The sequence below is a fragment of the Maritimibacter dapengensis genome (assembly GCF_019218265.1).
Classification (GTDB): Bacteria; Pseudomonadota; Alphaproteobacteria; order Rhodobacterales; family Rhodobacteraceae; genus Maritimibacter; species Maritimibacter dapengensis.
This window is the reverse complement of sequence record NZ_JAHUZE010000002.1, coordinates 1,161,359-1,182,773: the sequence shown is the minus strand read 5'-3', so window position 1 is coordinate 1,182,773 and position 21,415 is coordinate 1,161,359. Positions and strand designations below refer to the sequence as shown.

18 protein-coding genes, 1 tRNA gene and 1 pseudogene are annotated in these 21,415 nt (G+C 59.1%); 3 read left to right on the top strand and 17 right to left on the bottom strand.

What is annotated here, in order from left to right:
* Nucleotides 1-178: 178 nt before the first annotated feature.
* The 13 genes from KJP28_RS12165 to KJP28_RS12105 all read right to left on the bottom strand — a co-directional run bounded on the left by KJP28_RS12165 (nt 179) and on the right by KJP28_RS12105 (nt 13,633).
* Nucleotides 179-1,030, bottom strand: a complete 852-nt coding sequence (locus KJP28_RS12165) for a DUF305 domain-containing protein (RefSeq protein WP_218392789.1) — start codon at nt 1,028-1,030, stop codon at nt 179-181.
* A gap of 142 nt (nt 1,031-1,172) precedes the next feature.
* The gene (locus KJP28_RS12160) at nt 1,173-3,644 is read right to left on the bottom strand and encodes a heavy metal translocating P-type ATPase (protein ID WP_218392788.1); all 2,472 of its coding nucleotides are present in this window, start codon (nt 3,642-3,644) and stop codon (nt 1,173-1,175) included.
* Nucleotides 3,645-3,741: 97 nt separating this feature from the next.
* The gene (locus KJP28_RS12155) at nt 3,742-4,176 is read right to left on the bottom strand and encodes a c-type cytochrome (RefSeq protein ID WP_218392787.1); all 435 of its coding nucleotides are present in this window, start codon (nt 4,174-4,176) and stop codon (nt 3,742-3,744) included.
* Entirely contained in the window at nt 4,173-4,613 is a 441-nt protein-coding gene (locus KJP28_RS12150) for a c-type cytochrome (RefSeq protein WP_218392786.1), read from the bottom strand. Before KJP28_RS12150 ends, KJP28_RS12155 begins: the two co-directional genes overlap by 4 nt.
* Nucleotides 4,614-4,635: 22 nt before the next feature.
* A complete protein-coding gene (locus KJP28_RS12145) occupies nt 4,636-6,024 on the bottom strand; it encodes a multicopper oxidase family protein (protein ID WP_218392785.1) in 1,389 nt (462 codons plus the stop codon).
* Nucleotides 6,024-6,470: a c-type cytochrome gene (locus KJP28_RS12140; RefSeq protein ID WP_218392784.1), complete on the bottom strand. Its 447-nt coding sequence runs from the start codon at nt 6,468-6,470 to the stop codon at nt 6,024-6,026. Before KJP28_RS12140 ends, KJP28_RS12145 begins: the two co-directional genes overlap by 1 nt.
* Nucleotides 6,471-6,551: 81 nt before the next feature.
* A complete protein-coding gene (locus tag KJP28_RS12135) occupies nt 6,552-6,878 on the bottom strand; it encodes a hypothetical protein (protein WP_218392783.1) in 327 nt (108 codons plus the stop codon).
* 270 nt (nt 6,879-7,148) lie between these two features.
* Nucleotides 7,149-7,667: a class I SAM-dependent methyltransferase gene (locus KJP28_RS12130; protein WP_218392782.1), complete on the bottom strand. Its 519-nt coding sequence runs from the start codon at nt 7,665-7,667 to the stop codon at nt 7,149-7,151.
* A 286-nt stretch (nt 7,668-7,953) separates the two neighbouring features.
* The gene (locus tag KJP28_RS12125) at nt 7,954-8,388 is read right to left on the bottom strand and encodes a nuclear transport factor 2 family protein (RefSeq protein WP_218392781.1); all 435 of its coding nucleotides are present in this window, start codon (nt 8,386-8,388) and stop codon (nt 7,954-7,956) included.
* Nucleotides 8,389-8,772: 384 nt separating this feature from the next.
* Nucleotides 8,773-9,366 (bottom strand): hypothetical protein, encoded by a 594-nt coding sequence (locus KJP28_RS12120; protein ID WP_218392780.1) that lies wholly within the window; start codon nt 9,364-9,366, stop codon nt 8,773-8,775.
* Between the two features lie 5 nt (nt 9,367-9,371).
* Nucleotides 9,372-11,354 (bottom strand): glycosyltransferase family 2 protein, encoded by a 1,983-nt coding sequence (locus KJP28_RS12115; protein WP_218392779.1) that lies wholly within the window; start codon nt 11,352-11,354, stop codon nt 9,372-9,374.
* Nucleotides 11,355-11,364: 10 nt separating this feature from the next.
* Nucleotides 11,365-12,450, bottom strand: a complete 1,086-nt coding sequence (locus KJP28_RS20090; RefSeq protein WP_218392778.1) for an HlyD family secretion protein — start codon at nt 12,448-12,450, stop codon at nt 11,365-11,367.
* Between the two features lie 154 nt (nt 12,451-12,604).
* The gene (locus KJP28_RS12105) at nt 12,605-13,633 is read right to left on the bottom strand and encodes a family 8 glycosyl hydrolase (RefSeq protein ID WP_255552320.1); all 1,029 of its coding nucleotides are present in this window, start codon (nt 13,631-13,633) and stop codon (nt 12,605-12,607) included.
* 151 nt (nt 13,634-13,784) lie between these two features.
* On the opposite strand from KJP28_RS12105, the gene KJP28_RS12100 reads away from it, so the two are divergent.
* Both KJP28_RS12100 and KJP28_RS12095 read left to right on the top strand, forming a co-directional pair.
* Nucleotides 13,785-14,870: a cache domain-containing protein gene (locus KJP28_RS12100; RefSeq protein WP_218392777.1), complete on the top strand. Its 1,086-nt coding sequence runs from the start codon at nt 13,785-13,787 to the stop codon at nt 14,868-14,870.
* Nucleotides 14,871-15,164: 294 nt separating this feature from the next.
* A complete protein-coding gene (locus KJP28_RS12095; protein ID WP_218392776.1) occupies nt 15,165-16,085 on the top strand; it encodes a carbon-nitrogen hydrolase family protein in 921 nt (306 codons plus the stop codon).
* Nucleotides 16,086-16,286: 201 nt separating this feature from the next.
* Here the strand turns inward: KJP28_RS12095 and KJP28_RS12090 are convergent.
* The 4 genes and pseudogenes from KJP28_RS12090 to KJP28_RS12075 form a co-directional block, all read right to left on the bottom strand.
* A pseudogene (locus KJP28_RS12090) lies at nt 16,287-16,574 on the bottom strand (site-specific integrase); the annotation flags it as partial.
* 1,017 nt (nt 16,575-17,591) lie between these two features.
* A tRNA-Gly gene (locus KJP28_RS12085) sits at nt 17,592-17,665 on the bottom strand.
* Nucleotides 17,666-17,705: 40 nt separating this feature from the next.
* Nucleotides 17,706-19,730: an ASKHA domain-containing protein gene (locus KJP28_RS12080; protein WP_218392775.1), complete on the bottom strand. Its 2,025-nt coding sequence runs from the start codon at nt 19,728-19,730 to the stop codon at nt 17,706-17,708.
* 102 nt (nt 19,731-19,832) lie between these two features.
* Nucleotides 19,833-20,162, bottom strand: a complete 330-nt coding sequence (locus tag KJP28_RS12075) for a HesB/IscA family protein (RefSeq protein WP_218392774.1) — start codon at nt 20,160-20,162, stop codon at nt 19,833-19,835.
* A 78-nt stretch (nt 20,163-20,240) separates the two neighbouring features.
* Between KJP28_RS12075 and KJP28_RS12070 the strand changes: the two genes are divergently transcribed.
* A complete protein-coding gene (locus tag KJP28_RS12070) occupies nt 20,241-21,401 on the top strand; it encodes a deoxyguanosinetriphosphate triphosphohydrolase (protein ID WP_218392773.1) in 1,161 nt (386 codons plus the stop codon).
* Nucleotides 21,402-21,415: the final 14 nt, after the last annotated feature.

Here is a 21,415-nt window from a genome sequence, read left to right as displayed (position 1 = left end):
GGCGTGCTGCGCGGTCGGAAAACGGAATGGTGGGCCGAAACGCCCTCCGGTCGGGGCGACCGCCTGATCCGAGGATTGGCTTGCGCGCCTCAACCGCTGTCTCGCGGGGAGGAAACCGAAAACATGGTGAAGCGATTTCCTCTAAAGCCGCCGGTAGATGGCGCGCTGTGCACTTGGATTACTCGCTACACTGCCACCAGCCTTCGTAACCCGCGCGCAGGCGGTCATCAACGCGCAGGACCATGGTCGCCTTAGTCTCGTTCGCCAGCGACGTGTTCAGGTCCCCGCCTTGCGACGCCTCGAGGGCGATGTTCAACGCAATGTTGTCAAATGCGGGCAAAGTGCCGGTGAGTTCGACGAGATCATTGCTGATTTTGATCAACGCAGTTTCTCCATCGGTCACCAGCACAGGGCGGCTATCGGTCGTGTAGGCAAAGGTGCAGGCGGGACCGTTCGGAAAGGCCAAAGCAATTTCGTCGTCGCTCATGGGTTCTGCATCTAACCGCGCGATGACCGGGGTCGAGAGCGCCTCGTCGGGTGAGACGATTTTCGGCGCAGATGCTGGCTCGGACTCGGGGGCATCTCCGTTCGCGGCGATGTCCGAGATCAGATACCGCATCTCGGCGATTTCCTTGTTCTGGGCTTCGGCGATCCCGCTCGCCAACTCCTGGACCCGCGGGTCGGACAGGTTCGAGCGGTTCGACGTCATGATCGCGATTGAATGGTGCGGGATCATCGCACGCATATACGACAAATCGCCTACGGTGGTCTGACTGCGCACCAACCACAGTGACCCCGCAAAGACGACCACCGAGCCCACGAAAATCGCCGTATTGATCGCCTTACTCGCATACATCGAAAGCATGAAGGCCAGCATGATGAACGCCATGACCGCGCCCATCAGCACCGCCATGTAGGCGCGGGTTTCCGAGAAAAACACGTGCCCGATCAGATAGCTGTTCAGATACATCAAGCCGAACATCACGAGCGTGGACGTGGCGATCATCGCAGCAAAGCGCCAATAGGACATGGTTGGTCTCCTCTTTGTTATGAGGACACAACAACCTTCCCGCGCTGGAAGGTTCCAAATTTGTTGGCCGTCAGTGTGGCATGCCGCCACGAGCGGGAGCGCCGATCTACCAACGAGGAGCGAAAGCATCCGTTCGGGCCGGTCAGAGTTTGGCCACCCGCAAGCGAAGCGCGTTGCCGATCACGGAGACCGATGACAGACTCATCGCCGCAGCCGCCACGATGGGAGACAGGAGCACGCCGAAAATCGGGAAGAGGACGCCTGCCGCCAGTGGCACACCGCCAGAATTGTAGACGAAGGCGAAAAACAGGTTCTGTTTGATGTTGCGCATCGTCGCTTCGGCCAGACGGCGGGCGCGGACGATGCCGCCCAAGTCGCCTTTGACCAGCGTGATGCCCGCGCTTTCCACCGCCACATCCGCACCGGTGCCCATGGCGATGCCCACATCGGCGGCGGCCAGTGCGGGGGCATCGTTGACCCCGTCTCCGGCCATCGCGACCGACAGCCCCTCTTTGCGCAGTTTCTCGACCATCGCTTGCTTGTCTTCGGGGCTGACGCCTGCGTGGACCTCATCGATGTTCAGGTCTCGCGCGACCGCCTGTGCCGTCGCTTCGGCGTCGCCCGTCGCCATGATGATCCGAAGACCCGCCTCATGGAGCGCACGGATCGCCTCCGGCGTGCTGTCTTTGATCCGGTCCGCGACAGCGATGACACCCGCGGGGGTTCCGTCGATGGCAACGAACATAGCGGTTTTGCCCTCGGCCTGAAGCGCCTTCACGCGCTCATCAAGTGGGGCGGTGTCGACGTTCTCGCTGGTCAGAAGCGCTGCATTGCCCAAGAGCACCTGCGCGCCGGAGACCCTGCCTTTGACGCCTTTGCCCGTGACCGCCTCGAAATCGCTCGCGTCTGGGAGGTCGAGACCCTCTACCTTGGCACCCGCCACAATGGCTTCGGCCAACGGGTGTTCGGAGCCACGCTCAAGCGCCGCTGCATAAGTCAAAAGCTGCTCGCGGGAGGTATCGCCGATCGCTTCTGCGTCGGTCAGGGTCGGCTTGCCTTCGGTCAATGTGCCCGTCTTGTCGACGATCAGCGCGTCCACTTTGGAAAACCGCTCCAACGCTTCAGCGTCGCGGATCAACACGCCCGCCTGAGCGCCGCGCCCGGTGGCAACCATGATTGACATCGGCGTGGCAAGGCCAAGCGCACAGGGGCACGCGATGATGAGCACGGAGACGGCTGCAACGAAGGCGTAGGACAGTTGCGGCGCGGGGCCGAAGATCATCCACGCGACAAAGGCGATGATCGCGACGGCGACCACGGTGGGCACGAAGAACAGCGACACGCGGTCGGCCAGCCCTTGGATCGGGGCGCGAGACCGCTGCGCCGAGGACACCATGCCGACAATCCGCGAGAGCGTCGTGTCAGCCCCCACGCTGTCCGCCCGCATCAGGACCGAGCCTGATTTGTTGAGCGTGCCGCCGGTCAACTCGTCACCTTCGGCCTTTTCCACCGGGACCGGCTCGCCCGTGATCATGCTTTCATCCACCGAGGTGCGCCCCTCGGTCACAGAACCGTCCACCGGAACGCTTTCGCCGGGGCGCACGCGCAGGATGTCGCCGGTTTGGACCTCGTCCAGTGGCACGTCTTCCTCCTCACCGTCCTTGACTCGCCGCGCGGTTTTCGGCGCGAGGTCCATCAAGGCACGGATGGCGTCGCCCGTCTTGTCGCGGGCAGAGAGTTCGAGGACCTGACCGATGAGCACAAGCACGAGGATCACGGCGGAGGCTTCGAAGTAGATCGGGGCCATGCCCATGTCGTCGCGCACCGCGTCCGGGAAGAGACCGGGGGCCAGAAGCGCAACGATGGAAAAGAGGTAGGCCGCCCCGGTGCCGAGCGCGATCAGGGTCCACATGTTCGGGTTCACGTTCACTACGGAGTTCCAGCCACGCTTGAAAAACGGCCAACAAGTCAGCACGACAGGGGTGGCCAAGGCGAACTGCACCCAGCCAAAGGCGGTGTGCCCGATCCAATCAGCAAACGGCAGGCCGACATGGCTGCCCATTTCGAGGACGAACACCGCCAAAGCCAACGGCCCGGTGATCCAAAGCCTACGTCGGAAATCTACGAGTTCGGGGTTTGGACCGCTGTCCTCTGACGGTGTGATCGGCTCCAACGCCATACCGCATTTCGGGCAGTCGCCGGGGGCATCTCGGATGATCTCCGGGTGCATGGGACAGGTGTATTGCGTGCCCGTCGGCATCTCGGCCGCGGCAGGTTTCTCGCCAATGTAGGCGTCCGGGTCGGCTTCGAATTTCGATTGGCAACGCTCCGAGCAGAAGTAGTGCTTTGCCCCATCAAGCTTCAGCATGTGTTCAGCGCTGGCGCGTTCCACGTCCATGCCGCAAACCGGATCTTTCGCAGTGATATAGGCCTCGGGGTTGGCGCGGAATTTGTCGCGGCAACCCTCGGAGCAGAAATGATAGCTGTGGCCCTTATGGTCGAGAGAGGGGTTTTCTGCCGCCGTGTCGACCAACATCCCACAAACCGGATCACGCGTCACAGCTGCGCCCTTGTGGTTGTCGTGCTGGTGGTGAGCTTGATCGTCGTGTGGCATGGAATTCTCCGATTAGCGGTCCTTGCCGTGCAAGATGGTGCTTCCAGTCACTGGAAGGTCAAGGGCAGGTCATCAGAATTACCCACCCCGCGTAGTTTCAGTTCCCCGGCTGGTGGCTCCGCATATCCTGCATGGCCTGCACGCGATCGGACCATGTTGAGCGGATATAGCCCAGAACGTCGCGGATATCCGCATCGCTCAACGTGTCCGCAAACGCGGGCATGCCGCTCGTGAACCCTTCGACGCCGCGTGCTTCGAGCGCGGCTTGTCCGCCGAACTTGGTGTAGTCGAACAATAACTGGCTGTCGTGATGCCACGTGTGGCCGGCTTTGTCATGGGGCGGCGCCGGCATCACACCGTCCGCGCCCGGCGTCTGCCAGTCGGGCTGCCCCTCAAGGTCGGCCCCGTGACAGGCGGCGCAAGCCTCGGCATAGACCGCTTCACCGTTGGAGATATCTGCACCTCCGAGGATATGCTCGGAGGTGGCGATGGTCGGGGTCAATGCCAAGATGGCCGCAAGGATGGCTCTCAATCTCGATACTCCGAATGACAGGATTTACAGGTTGCACCAATCTCGCCCATCAGAGGGCGCAGATCGTCGGGGCCGGACACCGTGCCTTGACGCGTGGCGGCCAGCGTTTCCAGCGTCAACGCCTTTTCGTTAAAGTCGTCCGTGCTCTCCCAGATCGTAGGGCGCGCTTCGGACTTCGGCGTGATGACGTTTTCTTCGAACCGCTCCGGGATACGCGCGGCGCGGTTTTCGATCTCGGCCAGAGCGGCATCGACAGCGGCGCCATCGAAGGCTGTCTCGCCCTTCATCATCGTGCCGATGGTTTTCACGGCCTGCCCGATTGCGCTCATCCCGTCCATGCGGGCTTTGACGTTGGGGTCCTTGACCCCAGTGTGCGCGATTGCCGCCGTTGCGAGCGCGATGAACGCGCCCGCCATGATGGGTTTGATAATTTTCATGTCTTTCCTCCTCATTCGTGGCTCAGGCCACGTTGATCCATGTCGTCATGCCGCTTTTGGCATGGCCGAGCATATGGCAGTGAAACAGCCATTTGCCGGGGTTGTCGGCGGCAAAGGCGATCTCAAGCGATTCGTTCGGGATGCTCAAAATGGTGTCGCGCAGCGGTCCAAGGTCGCCACCCGCGCGCACCTCGCGAAAATGCATGCCGTGCAGGTGCATCGCATGGGCGAAGACCGTGTTGTTCTCGATCCGCATCCGCACGACCTCACCGCGATCGAGATCCGCGAAGGGCGCGTCCGGCATCCCGACCTGTCCGGCAAGCGACCAGAATTGGCCCTGCATCATAAGCTCACGAAACCCCATATCGCGCCCCTGATAGGACGCCGTTTCGAGACGACCCATCGCGCCGCCCTCCATCACCATGTCGAGCCTGCGGGCCTCCGTCAGGTCTGGCAGATCCGTGTTGGGGTTGGGCGGCAGAGGCGCGGGAATACCCCGCGCGGTTCGGGAATGGGTCCCGGTCACGGGAAACGCCACCTGCCCGCGCCATTGATCGTCGTCATCGAAACGAAGGATCGCTGCGGTCTCGCCTTCCTCCGCCGTAACGTCGACGATGAGATCGACACGCTGCGCTGGGGCAAGAATGATCTCGCCCATCACCGGCTCCGGCGCCTCCAATGGCATCCCATCCAACGCCATTGTCCAGCCCGTCAGTCCTTGAAGCCGCAGCGCGAAGATCCGCGCATTGGCAGCATTGATCAGGCGCAGGCGGAGGCGTTCGCCTTTGCGCGCGGGAAGCTCCAACTGATACTGCCCGTTGGTCCCGTTCAGGTTCCCCATGCGCCCACCATGCGACAGGCTCATGGGCTGATCGAAGTCGTCATAGAACTGCCCGTCCTCCGGATTGATCAGCCAATCGTCGAGCATGAGGACCTCGTCGCGGTCCACATCCGGCGCGTCGGGTTCCTCGACGATAAGCGCCCCGGCAAGGCCCCGCGCCACCTGCTCCATCGAATTGGTATGCGCGTGATACCAATAGGTTCCGGCATCCGGCAGCGAGAAGTCGTAGTCAAAGCTCTCACCGGGTGGCACCGCGTCTTGCGTCAGCCCCGCAACCCCGTCCATCGCGTTGTCGATACGGATACCGTGCCAGTGGACCGAGGTCGGCACGTCGAGGTTATTGACCAACCGCCGGGTCAACCGCCCGCCCTGAGGCACACGGATGGTCTGGCCCGGAAGCGTGCCGTCGTAGCTCCAAACCTCGGTCTGGGGATAATCCTCGGGGGCAAGTTGCACGGACGCCTTGCGCGCGGTCAGGGTGTTTGGCGTGTCGGCCCAAGTCGGGCGCGTGCAGAGCGCCGCCGCACTTCCTGCGAAAAAGGCACGGCGGGATAGGGTGAAACGGTCCATCAGTCGATCCCATTCGCGCGCTGGAGTTCACGGACGTAAGTGGTGATCGCCTGCACGTCGGCCTGTGTCAGACCGTCTTGCGCGGGCATATTGCCGAACTTCCAATGATGCGCCGTGACGCCATTTTGCACGGCCAGCTGAAACGCCATGTCGGCATGGTGGGATGGCTCGTAAATCTTGTGAACCAACGGCGGGCCGAAGCCCATTTTGCCTTGGGCGTTTTCCCCGTGACAATCGGCACAGACCGCGTTGAACCCGCGCTCGCCCATCTGCGCTTGGGGTGACAGGGTCTCCGGCAGGGTGACGGCGACGAGCGGCGCACCTTCGGCAGGGGTGTCACTCGGTGCGCTCGCGCCCTGCGGCATGGAGGTATCCGGACGAGTCGCAATGTAAGCGCTGCCCGCGACGATGACCGCCAAAGCGGCCAAAAGATAGAGTTTGTTCATATTGCTCTCGATAAGACTGCCCGCGCACTCCGCGCGGCTTTCGGACGTCGGACAAGACCGACGGCGAAACGAAAATCAGCCTCAGGCGCGCGGAGGCGGCAGATCGAGCGTTGGGCTGGCGGAAACAACGGTGATGCTCGCCGGCACGGCGATCCACTCGGTCACCACCCGATCCATCACGACAGGGCGTTGACCGACAGTCACCGCTGCCATCATGCAACTGGCCCCGTTTGCACAATCCCCCATGTGGGGCGTTGCGTCATGGTCCACAGCATCGGGGCAGGCATTGCAATCCATCCGAGACATCTCGCCTGTCACGCCATGCGGAGCATCGACGTCCATCACCAGAACCGTCGCACTAAAAAGCGCGGCGATCAGGGTAAATACGATGACCTTGGCAAGTGCCATGCAGACCTTTCGATGCTGAAGGAGTTGTGGCGCGACTTTGGAACATAACTAAAGAATCAAAACGAGCCGGGCAAGCTCGCGGAGCTTGAAGGTCATGCTGGACGCGAAGCGGACTTTCTCCGCAGCCAAAGCAACGGCAGCTTAGGGCCGCTTCCGGCCTCTCGCATTGTTGGGCTTCAACGAAAGCCTAGGGCCGAACACGTAGCCTGGGAGGTCGTGGTTCGGTCTCGTCCGGTGCCGCACCGGCGCATGACAGGTTTGGGCCCGAAGCTACCTTTCAGTCCTACACAAGAACAGCTTGCCACCGTGAGACAAGGCCGTATGCCAGCATGCTGGATGTGCGGACAGAACGCTTTTGAAGTCCTCGATGTTGGAAGTTTCATCGGCGATCAAGACCCATCCTTGCTTTTCCACATGGTCAAGCAATCTTCCTAGCACTGTGAGACGTTCTTGCCGAGCCAGCATGTGCAATGTCCGGTCAATCAACACGATGTCGAAAAAACCAACTGGCTCGTAGGAGGCAATGTCAGCGACAACGCCTTCAATAGGCAAACTCTCCTGCGCTGCCACATTCCTTAGATCACGGATGCCATTCTGCGAGATGTCCACTCCGACCACGCGATGGCCCTTTCTTGCGACAAAAATTGCATCGCGCCCTTGCCCACAACCGACATCCAAAACTCGGACGTCTTGCCGCCCAAGTTGATCAAAGAAATCGACAAAAACTGCTGTAGGCTCACCCAATGCGTCGCGGGTTTCGCCAAATAGCTTGTCATAATTATAGGCCATGAGAACAACGTTAGAAGATTGGCCATCAGATGGCCAATTGAGATTTTTCGTGGTCGACGATGTCGTCCCGCACTGCGGACCTCAGACTGGAAAACGATACTGCACGTTGCCACCAAGGACCGGTTCGTGGAAGCTGTGACGCTGCGATAACCAGTCTGGCAAATTCAGGATTGGGCCGTTCACGCCGATCTAAGGCTGTGCAAATTTTAGTGAGGTGCCGCAACGCGGAAGGTGGTACCGAGCCCGGTGTCGCCGTTGCGAAAGAAGCGGTAAAGGGCAGACGTCGTCAGTCCATGTGAAATAGTTTGGCGGTAATAACCCAGTGGTTCCCGGCATCGCGGATTAGTTGAAACAGATTTACGAAAGACCGGTCGTCCCATAGTCCATCTTCATAGATGGTTGCAGTTGCGGTTCGGCCAATGACGGAAATCGAACCGATGGTAGCTTTGTAGTTGGGCCCCGATTCGGTACTTGCGGCGCGCGCGATGAAGCCATCTGGGCGGCGCAGAAGCAGGTCACCGCCGAACCAACCAGCAACCATAGCTTCCGGGTGGAAAACCCGCCTGAGAAGTTCGGCATCGCCCTCGCGCGTTCCCTGAATGTAAGACTCCATTACGAGGGTCACTTCATCAACTTCCTGAGTTCTCAAATGATACTCCTCGGCCTGAAATTCCAGCACTCGAACCGGTCCGAGCCTAAGCGGAATTTCCCGCTCAGCCAATGGCAGTGCTGTCCCGTGGATTGTGTATTCGCTTGCCCACCGATTTCAAGGTCGCAGCGAATGTCCGAAATTTCGGGCCGCGGCACGGCGAAGGAGGCCCCATTTGAAAGACTGGAATGGTCCGTTTTCCGCATCACGTGTGGAGCGCGGAAAGTGGAATTTCGCTGCGGTTGCAAGTATGCCGTAGCCAAAGGTTAAAGGGGACGTACGATCGCACTATCCAGAATTCCAAGTACACCTTCGGGATGTACAATCACACTAAATTGGAGTGACAAAGGCACTTTGCTTGCATCCCCGTTCGAAGACAGCGCCAGAAAACCATTAAATGCGATAAACGTGTTTAAAGACGCAACATTTGTCATCTATTGGCTATAAGTCCAGACCTCAAAACGTGTTGATGGAAATGCCACCAAAGATCTCTTGCGAATTAATGCGATATCCGAAGCGGACTCGCGCTTTCGTTTCGGGAATGCCGATTGTCGCGGCGACAGATTGGTCGAGGTAGCCTTTATTGTCGCCTTGAACGGTGAATTCGAAATCGACATCCGGTTCGTTAAAACCAACGGCTAGCAACCCAAAATAGCCCGCGTCGATGGTTGTGAATTCACCAAGCGCGAAGACATGGCCGAAGGAGGTATCCGAGTAATGCTCGGCTACGAAGCGCAGACCGACCTTCGCGGTCGTTAGCGCCTCGTATTGAAACGCCGGACCAGCACGGAACGTGACCGGAAAAGCTTCTCCTATGACTACTTTGTAAGTTACAGAAGCATTTAAGTCGGTTCCCCCGATATATTGGCTGACGCCTGCGCCATAGGCAATTTCTCCGCGCTCGACGGACAATGTGCCGTTTGCGGTCGTCGGCGAAGCATCGACTTGGAAAAACGTGCCATCCGCCAGAACGGTACTGGGGCAGTTCAAAGCCACGCACGCAGCAAGGACTCCAGCCCAGATATTTTTCAGGAACTTTTTAAGTGCCATTGGCATTACTCCTGCTTCTTCTCCGAACTGAATGTGAACCGCCGCGCGATATCACGTAACATGCTCGACATCCGAACACTAAGGATTCCAGGGGTGTTATCCTCGGTGTAGAACTTGAGAAAAAGAGCTTGGCGTTGTTTGTCGTCTGGAAGTAGCTGCAACCTTACGCCGTTTTCCAGCCGCGCACTGACATAGGCTGGCACGCCGCCCACACCTTCAAGCTCGATTGTCCCATGCGTACCAACATCAAACCGGTGCCCCCGCAACCTTGCATGGTCGAGCGTCAAGTTGGACATCCAAAGTTTTAGATTCTGCCCTGCAAAGTGCACTTGCACCTGCTCTGGCACATCGGCCACATGACGTTCCCGCCGTGGCAACTCTACACAGGCCACCATCGTTACCATCAGCACGACGATGTTGTAGACGGTCCAAAACAATATCACCCATTTACCGTCGCCCGCATCGAAGAACGCGAAGCGGTCGAAAAAGACGCCGAGCATCAGGGCGACCACCGTGAGCAGAAGCATGAGAGCAAAAGGTAGCATCATCCGCCATTGCACCACGACTGTACTCCTGTCACCGCCTTTTGCGGTCACGCTGAACGGATGGCCATATGGTTTGATCAATCCCGTGATTGCGGACCTTGCAATAGGATAGGCCGCGATCAACTGGCTCACATCGCTAAGAACGGGGACCACTTGCCCACGCGACAGGAGGTTCAGTGTAAGTAACACCCACAGGTAATAAACGCCGAAATACGAAATAACATCGCCAAGCTGCGCGTTTACGACCGTCACGTTTCCGTACCAATAGAGCATCGGGAATACGAGTGCGGCCAGCCGGAAGGCAAAAGTCGTGAGCCAGTAGAAGACCGAGTCCAAAACGCTCCACCGATCCCTTAACCGCAAACCATTCTTGGCAAACGGTCCCATTGCCCCGCGCGCAATCTGCATCAGGCCAAGACACCAGCGCGCGCGCTGCGTCACGTATTCTTTCAACCCCTCGGGCGCAAGCCCTTCGGAAAGTGGTTCGTTCAGATAGACCGTGTGCCAGTCCCGGCTTTGAAGCACTAAGGTCAACAGGAAATCTTCGGTGATGCTTTCGGTCGGGAACCCACCGATTTCCTGTAAAGCCGAGAACCTGATTACCGACGACGTGCCGCAACAGAAGGCGATCCCCCAAGCGTCCCGCGACGGCAGCATATGGTCGAAGAAAAACCGCTGCTCGTCCGGATAGGACCGGCTCACACCGAGATTGTGTTGGATCGGGTCGGCATTGAAGAAGTGCTGCGGAGTCTGCACAAGCCCCACCTCGGGGTCGTGAAACAGGGCGAGCGACCGGCGCAAGAAGCCGCGGTGCGGTACGAAGTCGGCGTCCAGCACGGCCACGAAATCGGGCGGCGACGAACGTTTGGCGAGGCGTTCCAACGCATGGTTGATGTTTCCCGCCTTGGAGTCCTTGTTGTCCGAACGACTCATATAGCCGACCTCTGCGCGCTTGCAGTAATCGCGTAGCCAATCGCGCCGCCCGTCATCCAGAACTAACACCTCCTTGTTCGGGTGGCGCAAAGCTTTTGCCCCGATGATAGTACGCTCGAGCACGTCGAGTTCTTCGTTGTAGGTCGCGATCATAAGCGTCACTGAGGGTTCAGGGGCCGTGCCCCACCAATTTGCGTGTTCCGAGGCCTCCTGGGACCGTGTTTTGAACCGCATCATGATGGCAAAGGAACTCATGGACCCGATCAGAGCGAGCAACTCCAGACCGAGCAACGCCCAACTTGCGAACCAGTCCAAAGTAAACCCTAGCGGTGCGACAGTTTCGGTCGCTCGCCAAAAAATATACCGAACGGCTAGCACCATCGCGATCACGAGCATGACCACGCGATGCGACGTCTTGTTTTTGTCGAAGACGATAGGGATCACGACCGCGAGCCCCAAGATCAGAGTCAGTTGGACCACGCTCGACCAAAGATCGCTCGGATAGATCATCTTTGTGCCCCTAATTCAGGAATCGGCGCAGCGGATCTAGGGGCCGGTCCTCGAAGAACACACGACCGGTCTTGCCCAGATTACAACCGGAGGAGCCATCCGAAGTGCGAAGCTCAGGCACAATCAGGGTCACGTCATAGCGTTGAAGATGCTCGCCGCTCGGTTTGATCGCCATATTCTCATACACTGCTTCGGCACTGGCCCCTGCAAGACGCGAAATTGTGCCCTCCATTACACGCGCTTCTCCGGCCAGTCGAAAAATGGCGGGATCGCCTGTGCTTAGACGATTATAGACCATCTCCGAAACACTCAGGGAAACGACCGTCGACGAACAATCGGCAATCTGCACGACCGGATCACCGCGCTGAATATTCAGTCCATTGCCCGACAGCTTCTCCCAAAGCACGCCATTGACCGTCGCCACGACATCGTCGCCAGTGAGCCGGCTCATCCGTTGGCGTTCCCGCGTGATACGTTCTTCGTAAGACGCGACCACTGCCTGCGCCGCTGTCATTTCCGCTTGCAGCCGTGCCGATAGATGTCGAGCGGTCTCGGACCAATAGGCGTAATTCCATGTCGCCCCCGCCGAATTGTCGAGGAAGATCCCTTCCTTCGCGCCGTTCAATTGAAGTACCCGCAATGACTCCGGCTTTTCTTGCCCTTCGGCCCCAACTGTTTGGTCTTGAACCGCATCCGTTTGGGGTGCGTTCAGGTCGAGCAACCTCTCCGGCGAGTAGAATTCTTCAGTACCCGCATCAGCGTCCGCCCCAACACCTCTAAATATTTCCTTAGCGCGAAAGCTCGCATACGCTTGGTACTTCTGTTCAAGTCGCGTCCTGTGATCCTCGACGGCAGCGATTTGAGTATCGAGACGCTCGACATCGGACAGCGCGATTTCGTGCTCCAGAACGAGATCGTCCAGCCGCAGCCCGTCCGCACGTCTGTCGATCACCGTAAACACAACCGTGTCAGCTGACACCCCCGAACCGACAATACGCGATAGTACATCGACGTCACCCGCGACAGGCGAGCGAACCGTGATGATCGGGGCGTTTACGAAAGCATTGGAACTCGCCCCCGTCACATGCTCGGCCACAAGTATGTAGAGTGCTCCGACAATAACGATAAGCCCGAATACTAGCCGAAAGTACCGCAAGATGAACCTCTTCTGGTTTAGTCCAGCCGGATGCCGAAGCCTTTGGTTTTATTAATCATCATACGAACCAATATTGTCGAAAGTAAGGAACGTCCTATCCATCACAGAGCCCGCTTTCCCGCCTAGCGACATAAGCCAGAAGCCCCAAAGTCGCTGGATAGTAAGGCTCTTGCGTGTCTTGTCCCGGGGCAAGGCGCCCGCATCGGATCAGCTCCGATACGGCTCTGTAGCCAGCGAATGTGCTGCGCTCCAAAATCTGACCATCGACAGTGGATACGACCGGCAGGTCTCGTCCTGCGGGCCATAGAGCGACTTTTTGTGAGACCGCCGGATGATCACCTCGGCCCGACCAAAAAAGATAAAGCGCTGCCCGGATCGCATCATATCCATGCCGATTGCTGTACCCAGTTGCGGGGAGGAAACCGTCCGGCGTGACGAGGACCCAGTCGGGGACGAGACCGACACTTGCGAGTTCGGAGAGGATGATTTCGCCGTGATCGGCCGCGCGTACCAGTTCCTCGGCGCCCGCAAACGCGCCCACCTCTCGCAGCGCGCGCGACATGACGTAGGAAGGATTGAACAAGACTCCCTCAGCGAAAACCGGCGCATCAGCGCTCGGACTCAGAACCGGCTCCTCCGGTGCTCGTGGGTCCGGCAATAGACAAAGCTCGACCAAAGCATTTGCAATGTCTCGGACGGTGTCACCGTAATCGCCCCAACCTGAAAAGACCTCGGCTCTAAGAAGGGCCCACGCCCTAAAAAGGTCCCCATCCGTCGCTGTGTGCCAGTCCCTTGCACCAGTTTCTCTTTGTGCCACGTCTGAAGGGCTCCATCGCCACGCCATAAGCGCGTCTTTACGGATCAGAAGTTGCTCGGTCGTCCATGCCTCGATTGCATCGAAAGCTGCGCGGTCCCCAAAAGCCTGTGCCAGCAAAAGGCCGTATCCTTGCCCTTCCGAGTGGCTCACGCCGCCCTGCATTTCATCAATCACACGACCGCTCTCCTCCAAAAAGTCCGATTTCCAGTGTTCCCAGGCAGTCAAGGTGCCTGACCTCACCAGTGTCGGGACCGCGGCAGGCAATGCAGCCCCCAAAGCCAAAGACATAAGGGTTCGCCGGTTCATCGGATACTTATCTCCTGTCTGTCTGCCGAGATTTCGATTGAAGAGACTATTCTTCAGGAAAGCCTCCTTGCCACTTGGGAAACCTAGTCTTGCCTCAATTTCGCCAAACCTATTTATCAGATAAGGATTAATGCAGCCACGGGGTCATGCAATGTCCTTGACGAAGAAGGCACAACATCAGCCGCGCATTATCAGCACATTGTTCCTTACAGCAACAGTGGCATTCCTGCTGGCTATCTTCGTTTTTCTATTTCCATTCCAGAAGAAGCTCGAGGACCTTTCGATCCGCTCGCAAGGTCAGGTCACTCACCACGCAGCACGCTCGATCCAACTTGCCGTGTCGAGCCTTGTCGCACGGGAATGGGACAGTCTGGTTGGGTTTAGCACTTATGTGAACACCGAGGATTACGACGGCATGCGCGTTCTGACAGACGCCGCCATGATGGCGTCCGACGGCGTAACATGGGCGGCCGTAGTCGATCTTGACGGAACGGTTCTGGCAGGTGGATTGGGAGTGAACGAAGGCACCAACGTCTCCACAATGGCGTGGTTTAATCAAGGCCTTCGCCGCGACACTGTTCAAACCGTCGCAGCACGCAGCGCCACGGGCGAAGCCTCGATTTTCATCTCGCGCCCGGTCCGTGACCGGCTGGGCCGAGTAAAAGGGCTCGCCGTATACAAGCTGCAAGGTTCGTGGTTGGAGGACTTCATCCAGAGCTCCGCCGAACGGCTCGACGTGGACGTCACCGTTCTTGACAACAGCGCAGCCCCCTTGTTCCTGCGCGAAGGTGATCTGGACACACACCTGTCGCCCTTGATCCTGTCCCGCGCCGAACTTGGCACGAACTTCGAGAGCATCGTGATGAAGGACGGTAACAGAGGCAGTGTTTCCGGCGTTCTCCCCGAGCTTATCGAAGGCGACATGCCCGACTTCGGCTGGTCCCTTGTTGTGCAAGTGCCGATTGCGGCAAGCATTGGCACAATCGGGAACGTGTGGACGTCCATGATCTGGACGGCTTTCTTCCTGTTCGCCGCCATCGGCGTGCTCGCTCTTGTCTTTGCTCTGCGCTACCTCAAACCGCTTGCCGATCTAGCCCTTGAAGCTGCGCAGATAGCAGATGGTGAAGAGATCTACCCGTCAGAAGCAACGCGCAGTTTTGAAGCTGAGCAATTATCCAATGCACTGGCCCGGCTGCAGGTTCGCGTGCAAGACACCCCAAAAACAAGTAGCAGATAAAAAGTCTGTACGAAAATGCAACGACGGGGGCCAACTTTCACGTATCCGACATTTTCGCGCGATGTAGTGAAGGACCGGATTGGGGAAGCTGCGCTGCAGCGAAGCCGATAATTGCAATGTTCTGGCATGGGCCGATTCCACTGCAAGATTTCAGGTCCTTGGCGTTACGAACACCGCAATGCATGCGAGGTCCGCTTCATGCTTGTTCCGGCCTCACGCCCACTAACGGGGAGGTATCTTTCGTCGCAGGATGGACGCTAGATTGAGTGCAGAGCGTTCAGACGGGAGATTTCGATGAAAGTGACAGCTGTGCATGAGCCACCGGTCTATTACGATCTGTCGGGTTCCATCGAGCGAGGAGTGGAGATCATCGGACGCGCCGCGGCAGGAGGAAGCAAACTTGTCGTGTTTCCCGAAGCTTGGTTTCCCGGTTATGTCGATTTCGTTTGGGCATTGACACCGACCCATGACGAGGACGGCGATTACGCGGCGATCTACAAACGGCTGTGGGACAACGCCTCCGATCTGACCACAAATGTTCTCGCCCCGATCCAGGAGGCGGCCCGCGAAAACCATATCGTGGTTGTGCTTGGAATACAGGAGAAGTCGGGAGGGACGCTCTACAACACAGGGGTCGTCATCGACGCCGACGGCACGATCCTGAATATCCACCGAAAGCTCATGCCGACCAACGCAGAGCGGACCGTTTGGGGGTTCGGCGACGGCTCCTCCCTTCGGGTGGTGGACAGCGCGGTTGGACGCATCGGTGTGTTGCTGTGTTGGGAGAATTACATGCCGATGGCGCGAATGGCGCTCTATGCACAGAATATGGAGATCCTTTGCGCGCCAACGGCTTATAACGAAGAGGTCTGGCACGTCACGATGCAGCATATCGGTATGGAAGGGGGCTGCATCGTCGTAGGCGTAAACGGGTGCGTCCGCTTCGATAACTTGCCTGCCGATCTGCCCGGGCGCGAAGACATGATCGAGTGGGGCGAATGGGTCAGCCCCGGCAATGCGTCGATCATTGCGCCGGGCGGTCGGGTGTTGGCGGGACCTGCGCAGAAGACACAAGGATTGATCGAAGCCGAGGTCGATCTTTCGTCGGTCGCGGAACGCCGCCGGCTGTTTGACGTGGCCGGACATTATGCCTGCCCGGACGTGTTTACGCTGAAGGTTGATACGCGGCGCAAGGAACCGGTTCTGTTTACGTGAGCTGCAAGTCGACCCCTATGCGTGCAAGGCCGGAATCGAAACCGGCTTTGTATGACAGGCTTGTTGCGCGAAACACTACGTCGATCATCTCCCCAAATGGCGCCGCAGCGAATGGCTGGTTGGCGGGCCGAAACCGCAGCATCCGAGCGTGGTGCCGAGAATGCGGTGCGGGCCGCCCTTGAAAGCGGCCCCCTGTAGGTAGATTTCTATGGCCTCGGCAATCGCCAAGGCACCCTCAAGCTCCACCACAATGTATCGTACCGCGCTTTTTTTGGTGTGGTCTAGGAGGAGCTGGACGGCTCGAAGGTCTCCGGTCTTCTTGTTGATCTGAGTGACTTTTGTTCTGCGGATTGAATGGGTTCTGTTAGCGCTCGCTCCTAGACCAATCGACGTCACCCGGTCCCGAACGATACGCGCGTGTTGGCGTTTTGAGATGTTCAGGCGCTCATGGAACCGGCCAGGCCACAGGTACTTGAAACCGACCATGACCGCATTGCCATCTGTGACCGTGTCATCGCAAAAAAGTTTCGAGGGGCCAATTTGGGCCGGATACGGAACCGTAAATCTGGGCAAATATTGAGTTGTCTTTCCACACGCCAGAAAGGTCTTTCCTAGTATCCTCAGAAAAGGGGCCCCGGCGCGCTTTGGGGGGCGCAACCGGGGAGGGGTACTGAGGGAACCAATTGTTTCCAATATCGATACAATACTAGTATTCATATCTCAATTTTTTTCAGTCATGGAAGATTTTTAAGGTTTCACCCACCTTTTGAGGAGAGCGCCGAAGGGATTCCGGTTCTTATTGGTCATCAAGTGGACCCTGGAAACCTTCAATTCGTGTGTCGTCGGAACCGCGCGTTCAACGACTTCTTGAGCACAGTTTTCGGTTCGACGGTGTTTTTGAAAATTGCGTTACGGGAACAGTCTTCACCGGGACAATGGCAGGCGAATACGAGGCACAAGAAAAATCAATTCCTGCCACGGTCCTGACGCAGAACGAAGTCCCACTAGGTTCGCTATGATCCTTGAAGTTCGTGGAAAACACATTGGAAATCGTCGACATCTCGAAATTTGCGGCGAATGCCAAAGAATGGAGATCGCATGATCTGGGAAGCAGTACAAATGCGGCTGATCATTTGTTCTACAGTTTGGCCAAATACGCGTTCTCGGAGTAACGGCCCTATAGGTAGCGAGACGGCGCACTAACCCGACTTAACCCTCATTTTTGGATGGCAATTTTCGCGCAAGGGTTGAGTACAAAACGGCCTGCGTTTTGCACAAGTAGAAAAAACAAAGTCATATACACCATGCTGCTTGAGTGTCTTGTTTTGCTCTTCAACTTGGGACTGTGGGAAAGAGGAAAACGAGAACGTATGCGTGTTGTGTGGGGACTCACTGTGGGAGGAACCTCCCACACCTGACCATTTTGTTCCCTTTTCTTCCCCTTTTGAATCGTGGAAAATTCCCCGGATATTCCACATATCTTACTGATTTATATGAGGAAAAATATGGAGCGGGTGAAGGGAATCGAACCCTCGTCGTCAGCTTGGGAAGCTGCTGCTCTACCATTGAGCTACACCCGCGTGATCGCTGAGATACGAAGCGCCGGGGGCTTCGTCAAGCCTAACCGCGCCGGCGTCTGCGGCGGCCGCCACCAGCGCCGTCGCCCCCGGTGTTGAAGTCGACCTCCGGCAGGGTCACCACGCCGCGCAGGAGCGGAAAGGGGTCGGCGGCGTTCGGCATGGCGGTGGCGGCAACGAAATGTTCCTGGAACCGGGGTTCCACGGCGGTTTCGATCTTTTCGATTTTGCGCACCAGCCCCTCGATCTCGCGCCGTGCCTCGCGGTTCAGGAGCGCGATGCGCGCGCCGGTCCCAGCGGCATTGCCTGCGCTCGTGACCTTTTCCAGCGGGCAGTCGGGGATCATGCCCAGCACCATGGCGTGCTTGGGCGAGATATGCGCCCCGAAAGCGCCTGCGAGCACCACGCGGTTGACGCTGTCCACACCGCGTTTGTCCATCAGGAGCCGCGCGCCGGCATAGAGCGCGGCCTTGGCCATCTGGATCGCGCGGATGTCGCCGTTGGTGACGGTGATCTGCCGGTCTCCATTTTCCCAAAGAACGTAGGAATGAGTGCGCCCATCGAGAATGCAGCGCGGCGTCCCGGTTTGGTCTGCCGAGCCGATGAGGCCGGTCGGGTCCACAATGCCCGCCATGCGCATCTCGGCCACCGCCTCGATGATGCCCGAACCGCAAATGCCGGTGATGCCGGTCGCGGCGACGGCGGTTTCGAAGCCGGTTTCGTCGGACCACAGGTCCACGCCGATCACACGGAAGCGCGGCTCTTTCGTCGTGGGGTCGATCTGGACACGCTCGATTGCGCCGGGGGCGGCACGCTGGCCGGCACTGATCTGCGCACCTTCGAAGGCGGGGCCGGTGGGCGAGGAGCAGGCGAGGACGCCGGTTTTGTCGCCAAGCATGATCTCGGCATTGGTGCCGACGTCCACGACGAGTGCGAGGTCGTCGGAGCGGTGTGGCGCTTCGGACAGGGCGACCGCAGCGGCATCTGCACCGACATGGCCCGCAATCAGCGGCAGGACATACGCGCGGGTGCCAGGGGCGATATCCAGCCCGAGATCATTGGCCTTGCAGGATTGCGCCGACCCGACGGCCAGCGCGAAAGGGGCCTGGCCCAGTTCGTATGGATCAAGGCCAAGAAAGAGGTGGTGCATCACCGGGTTCATCACGAAGGTCGCATCCAGCAGGCTGCCGCGCTCTATTCCCGCCTCTTCGATCAACTCGTCGACCAACCGCCCGATGCCCTCGCGCACGACCGCTGTCATCTCGGTCGCGCCGCCCTCGTTCAGCATGGCGTAGGAGACCCGGCTCATCAGGTCTTCGCCAAAGCGGATCTGCGGGTTCATCAGGCCGGAGGAGGCGAGCACCTCGCCGGTGTCTAGCTGTACGAGATGGCCTGCGATGGTGGTCGACCCCAGATCCACGGCAAGCCCATGCAGCTTGCCTTCGTAAAACCCCGGCCAGAGCGCCACCACGACCGGGGCGCCGTCATCGTGGATCGCGGCGGTGACCAACCATTTCCCGGCCCGCAGGGTCTTCTGCAACGACGGGAGAAGAGCGCGGTCGAAGTCGAGATCGTCGTGCCCGGTCTGCGCCTTGAGCGCATCCAGGAGCCGCTCCGCATCGCTCGATGGGTGATGCATGTCCGGCTCGGCAACCTCGACATAGGAAAGCGACACCGTTGGAGAAAGCACGATGTCGCGGACCTCGGCGCGTTTTCGCACCACCTGCTTGTGTACCTGGCTTTCGGGGGGCACGTCGATGACCACGTCCGACAGCACCTGCGCCTGGCATCCCAGCCGACGCCCCGGCTTCAGCCCGCGCACCCGGTCATATCGTTCCTCGACCGCGTTGATGGGCGACAGGGCGTCGGGGGAAACGGTCACGCCGTGTTTCGAGAATTCGCCGACACCCGGCGCGACCTGACACTTGGAACAGATCCCTCGCATCCCGCAGACGGAATCCAGATCGACCCCGAGCGCACGGGCTGCGTCCAGCACCTTCGTGCCCGGTGCCACGCGACCGCGTTTGCCCGAAGGCGTGAAAATTACCAAAGGGTCCTGTTCACTCATGCCGCGCGTCCCTTGTCCACGGTCCCCTTCATTGTTCCGAAAATACTTCGGGGGTGCGGGGGCAGAGCCCCCGTTTGCGACGCAAGTCGCAAGTTCAGCGTCTTACATGGAAAAGGACGTGCCGCAACCGCAGGAGCTGGACGCGTTCGGGTTGTCGATGATGAACCGGGCCCCAATCAGTTCCTCGGTGAAGTCGATCGTGGCACCTGCGAGGAACGGGAGCGACACTTCGTCGATCACGACTTTCTCGCCCGAGCCTTCGAGCACGAGGTCGCCGTCGCCGGGATCGTCCAGCGCGATATCGTATTGAAAGCCCGAACATCCGCCACCTTCGACGGCGACGCGCAGGGCTTTGCCGTCCTTGCCCGCACCGATCTCGCCCAGCCGGGCGAAGGCGCGGTCGGTCACTTTGGGGGGCAGGTTGAGTTCCATATCGACACCCGTGTTTTCCTTGTCTCTCCAATGGAATATAGGAGGAGTGCCGGGGGGCGGCAAGGGAACGAGGCGAGCATGACAGCCACATTCGCGTGTGATCCGAAATCGAGCCGCGGGCGGCTCTTCCCTGAGGACGAAAGCGTCTTCCGGTCAGCGTTTCAACGCGACCGCGACCGCATCATCCATGCCTCGGCGTTTCGCAGGCTGAAACACAAGACGCAGGTTTTTCTGGAGCATGAGGGCGATTACTACCGCACGCGGCTAACCCATTCGATCGAGGTGGCGCAGGTCGCGCGGACCATTGCGGGCACTCTTGGTTTGAACGAGCACCTGACCGAAGCCGTGGCGCTGGCGCATGACCTTGGCCATACGCCTTTCGGACATACCGGCGAGGATGCGCTGGACGCGCTGATGGAGCCCTATGGCGGGTTTGACCACAACGCGCAGGCGCTCAGGATTGTGACTTCGCTCGAACGCCACTATGCCGATTTCGACGGGCTCAACCTGACGTGGGAGACGCTCGAGGGAATTGCCAAGCACAACGGCCCGGTGACCGGCGATATTCCCGTGGCGCTGGCGGAATACAACGCACGCCACGATCTCGAACTTGGCACCCATGCGTCGCTCGAGGCACAGGTGGCAGCGCTTTCCGACGACATCGCGTACAACAACCACGATCTTCACGACGCGATCCGGGCACGCCTGATCAGCGAGGAAGACATCTACGAGATCCCGATGATCAAACGCGCATACGACGAGGTGGACCGGCGTTATCCGCTGCTCGATTCGAACCGTCGGCGGCACGAGGCGCTGCGCCGTGTTTTCGGTACCATGGTCGAGGACGTTTTGGCGCGGTCGCAGGAATTGATCGCGGAAGCGAAGCCGGGTTCCGCCGAGGACGTTCGGCACGCGGGCCAGCAGTTGATCCGTTTCTCGGACGCGTTGTGGCAAGAGTTGAAGACGCTGCGGGGCTTTTTGTTCCGGCAGGTCTACCGCGCCCATTCGGTCGTCTTGATGCGCAAGGAAGTCACCATGATCGTGAACGAGCTTTTCCCGCTCTTCATGGAAAACCCCGAGCTTCTGCCTTCGGAATGGCGCGAAGACGTGGCGAAGGCCACGGATGAGCGGGCGCTGGCGCGGATCGTCGCGGATTACATCGCGGGCATGACAGACCGTTTCGCCATCGAGACGCATGGCCAGCTCGTTGGCGGGGCCGATACACGCTCGCGCTTGTGACGAGGCGTGCCAGC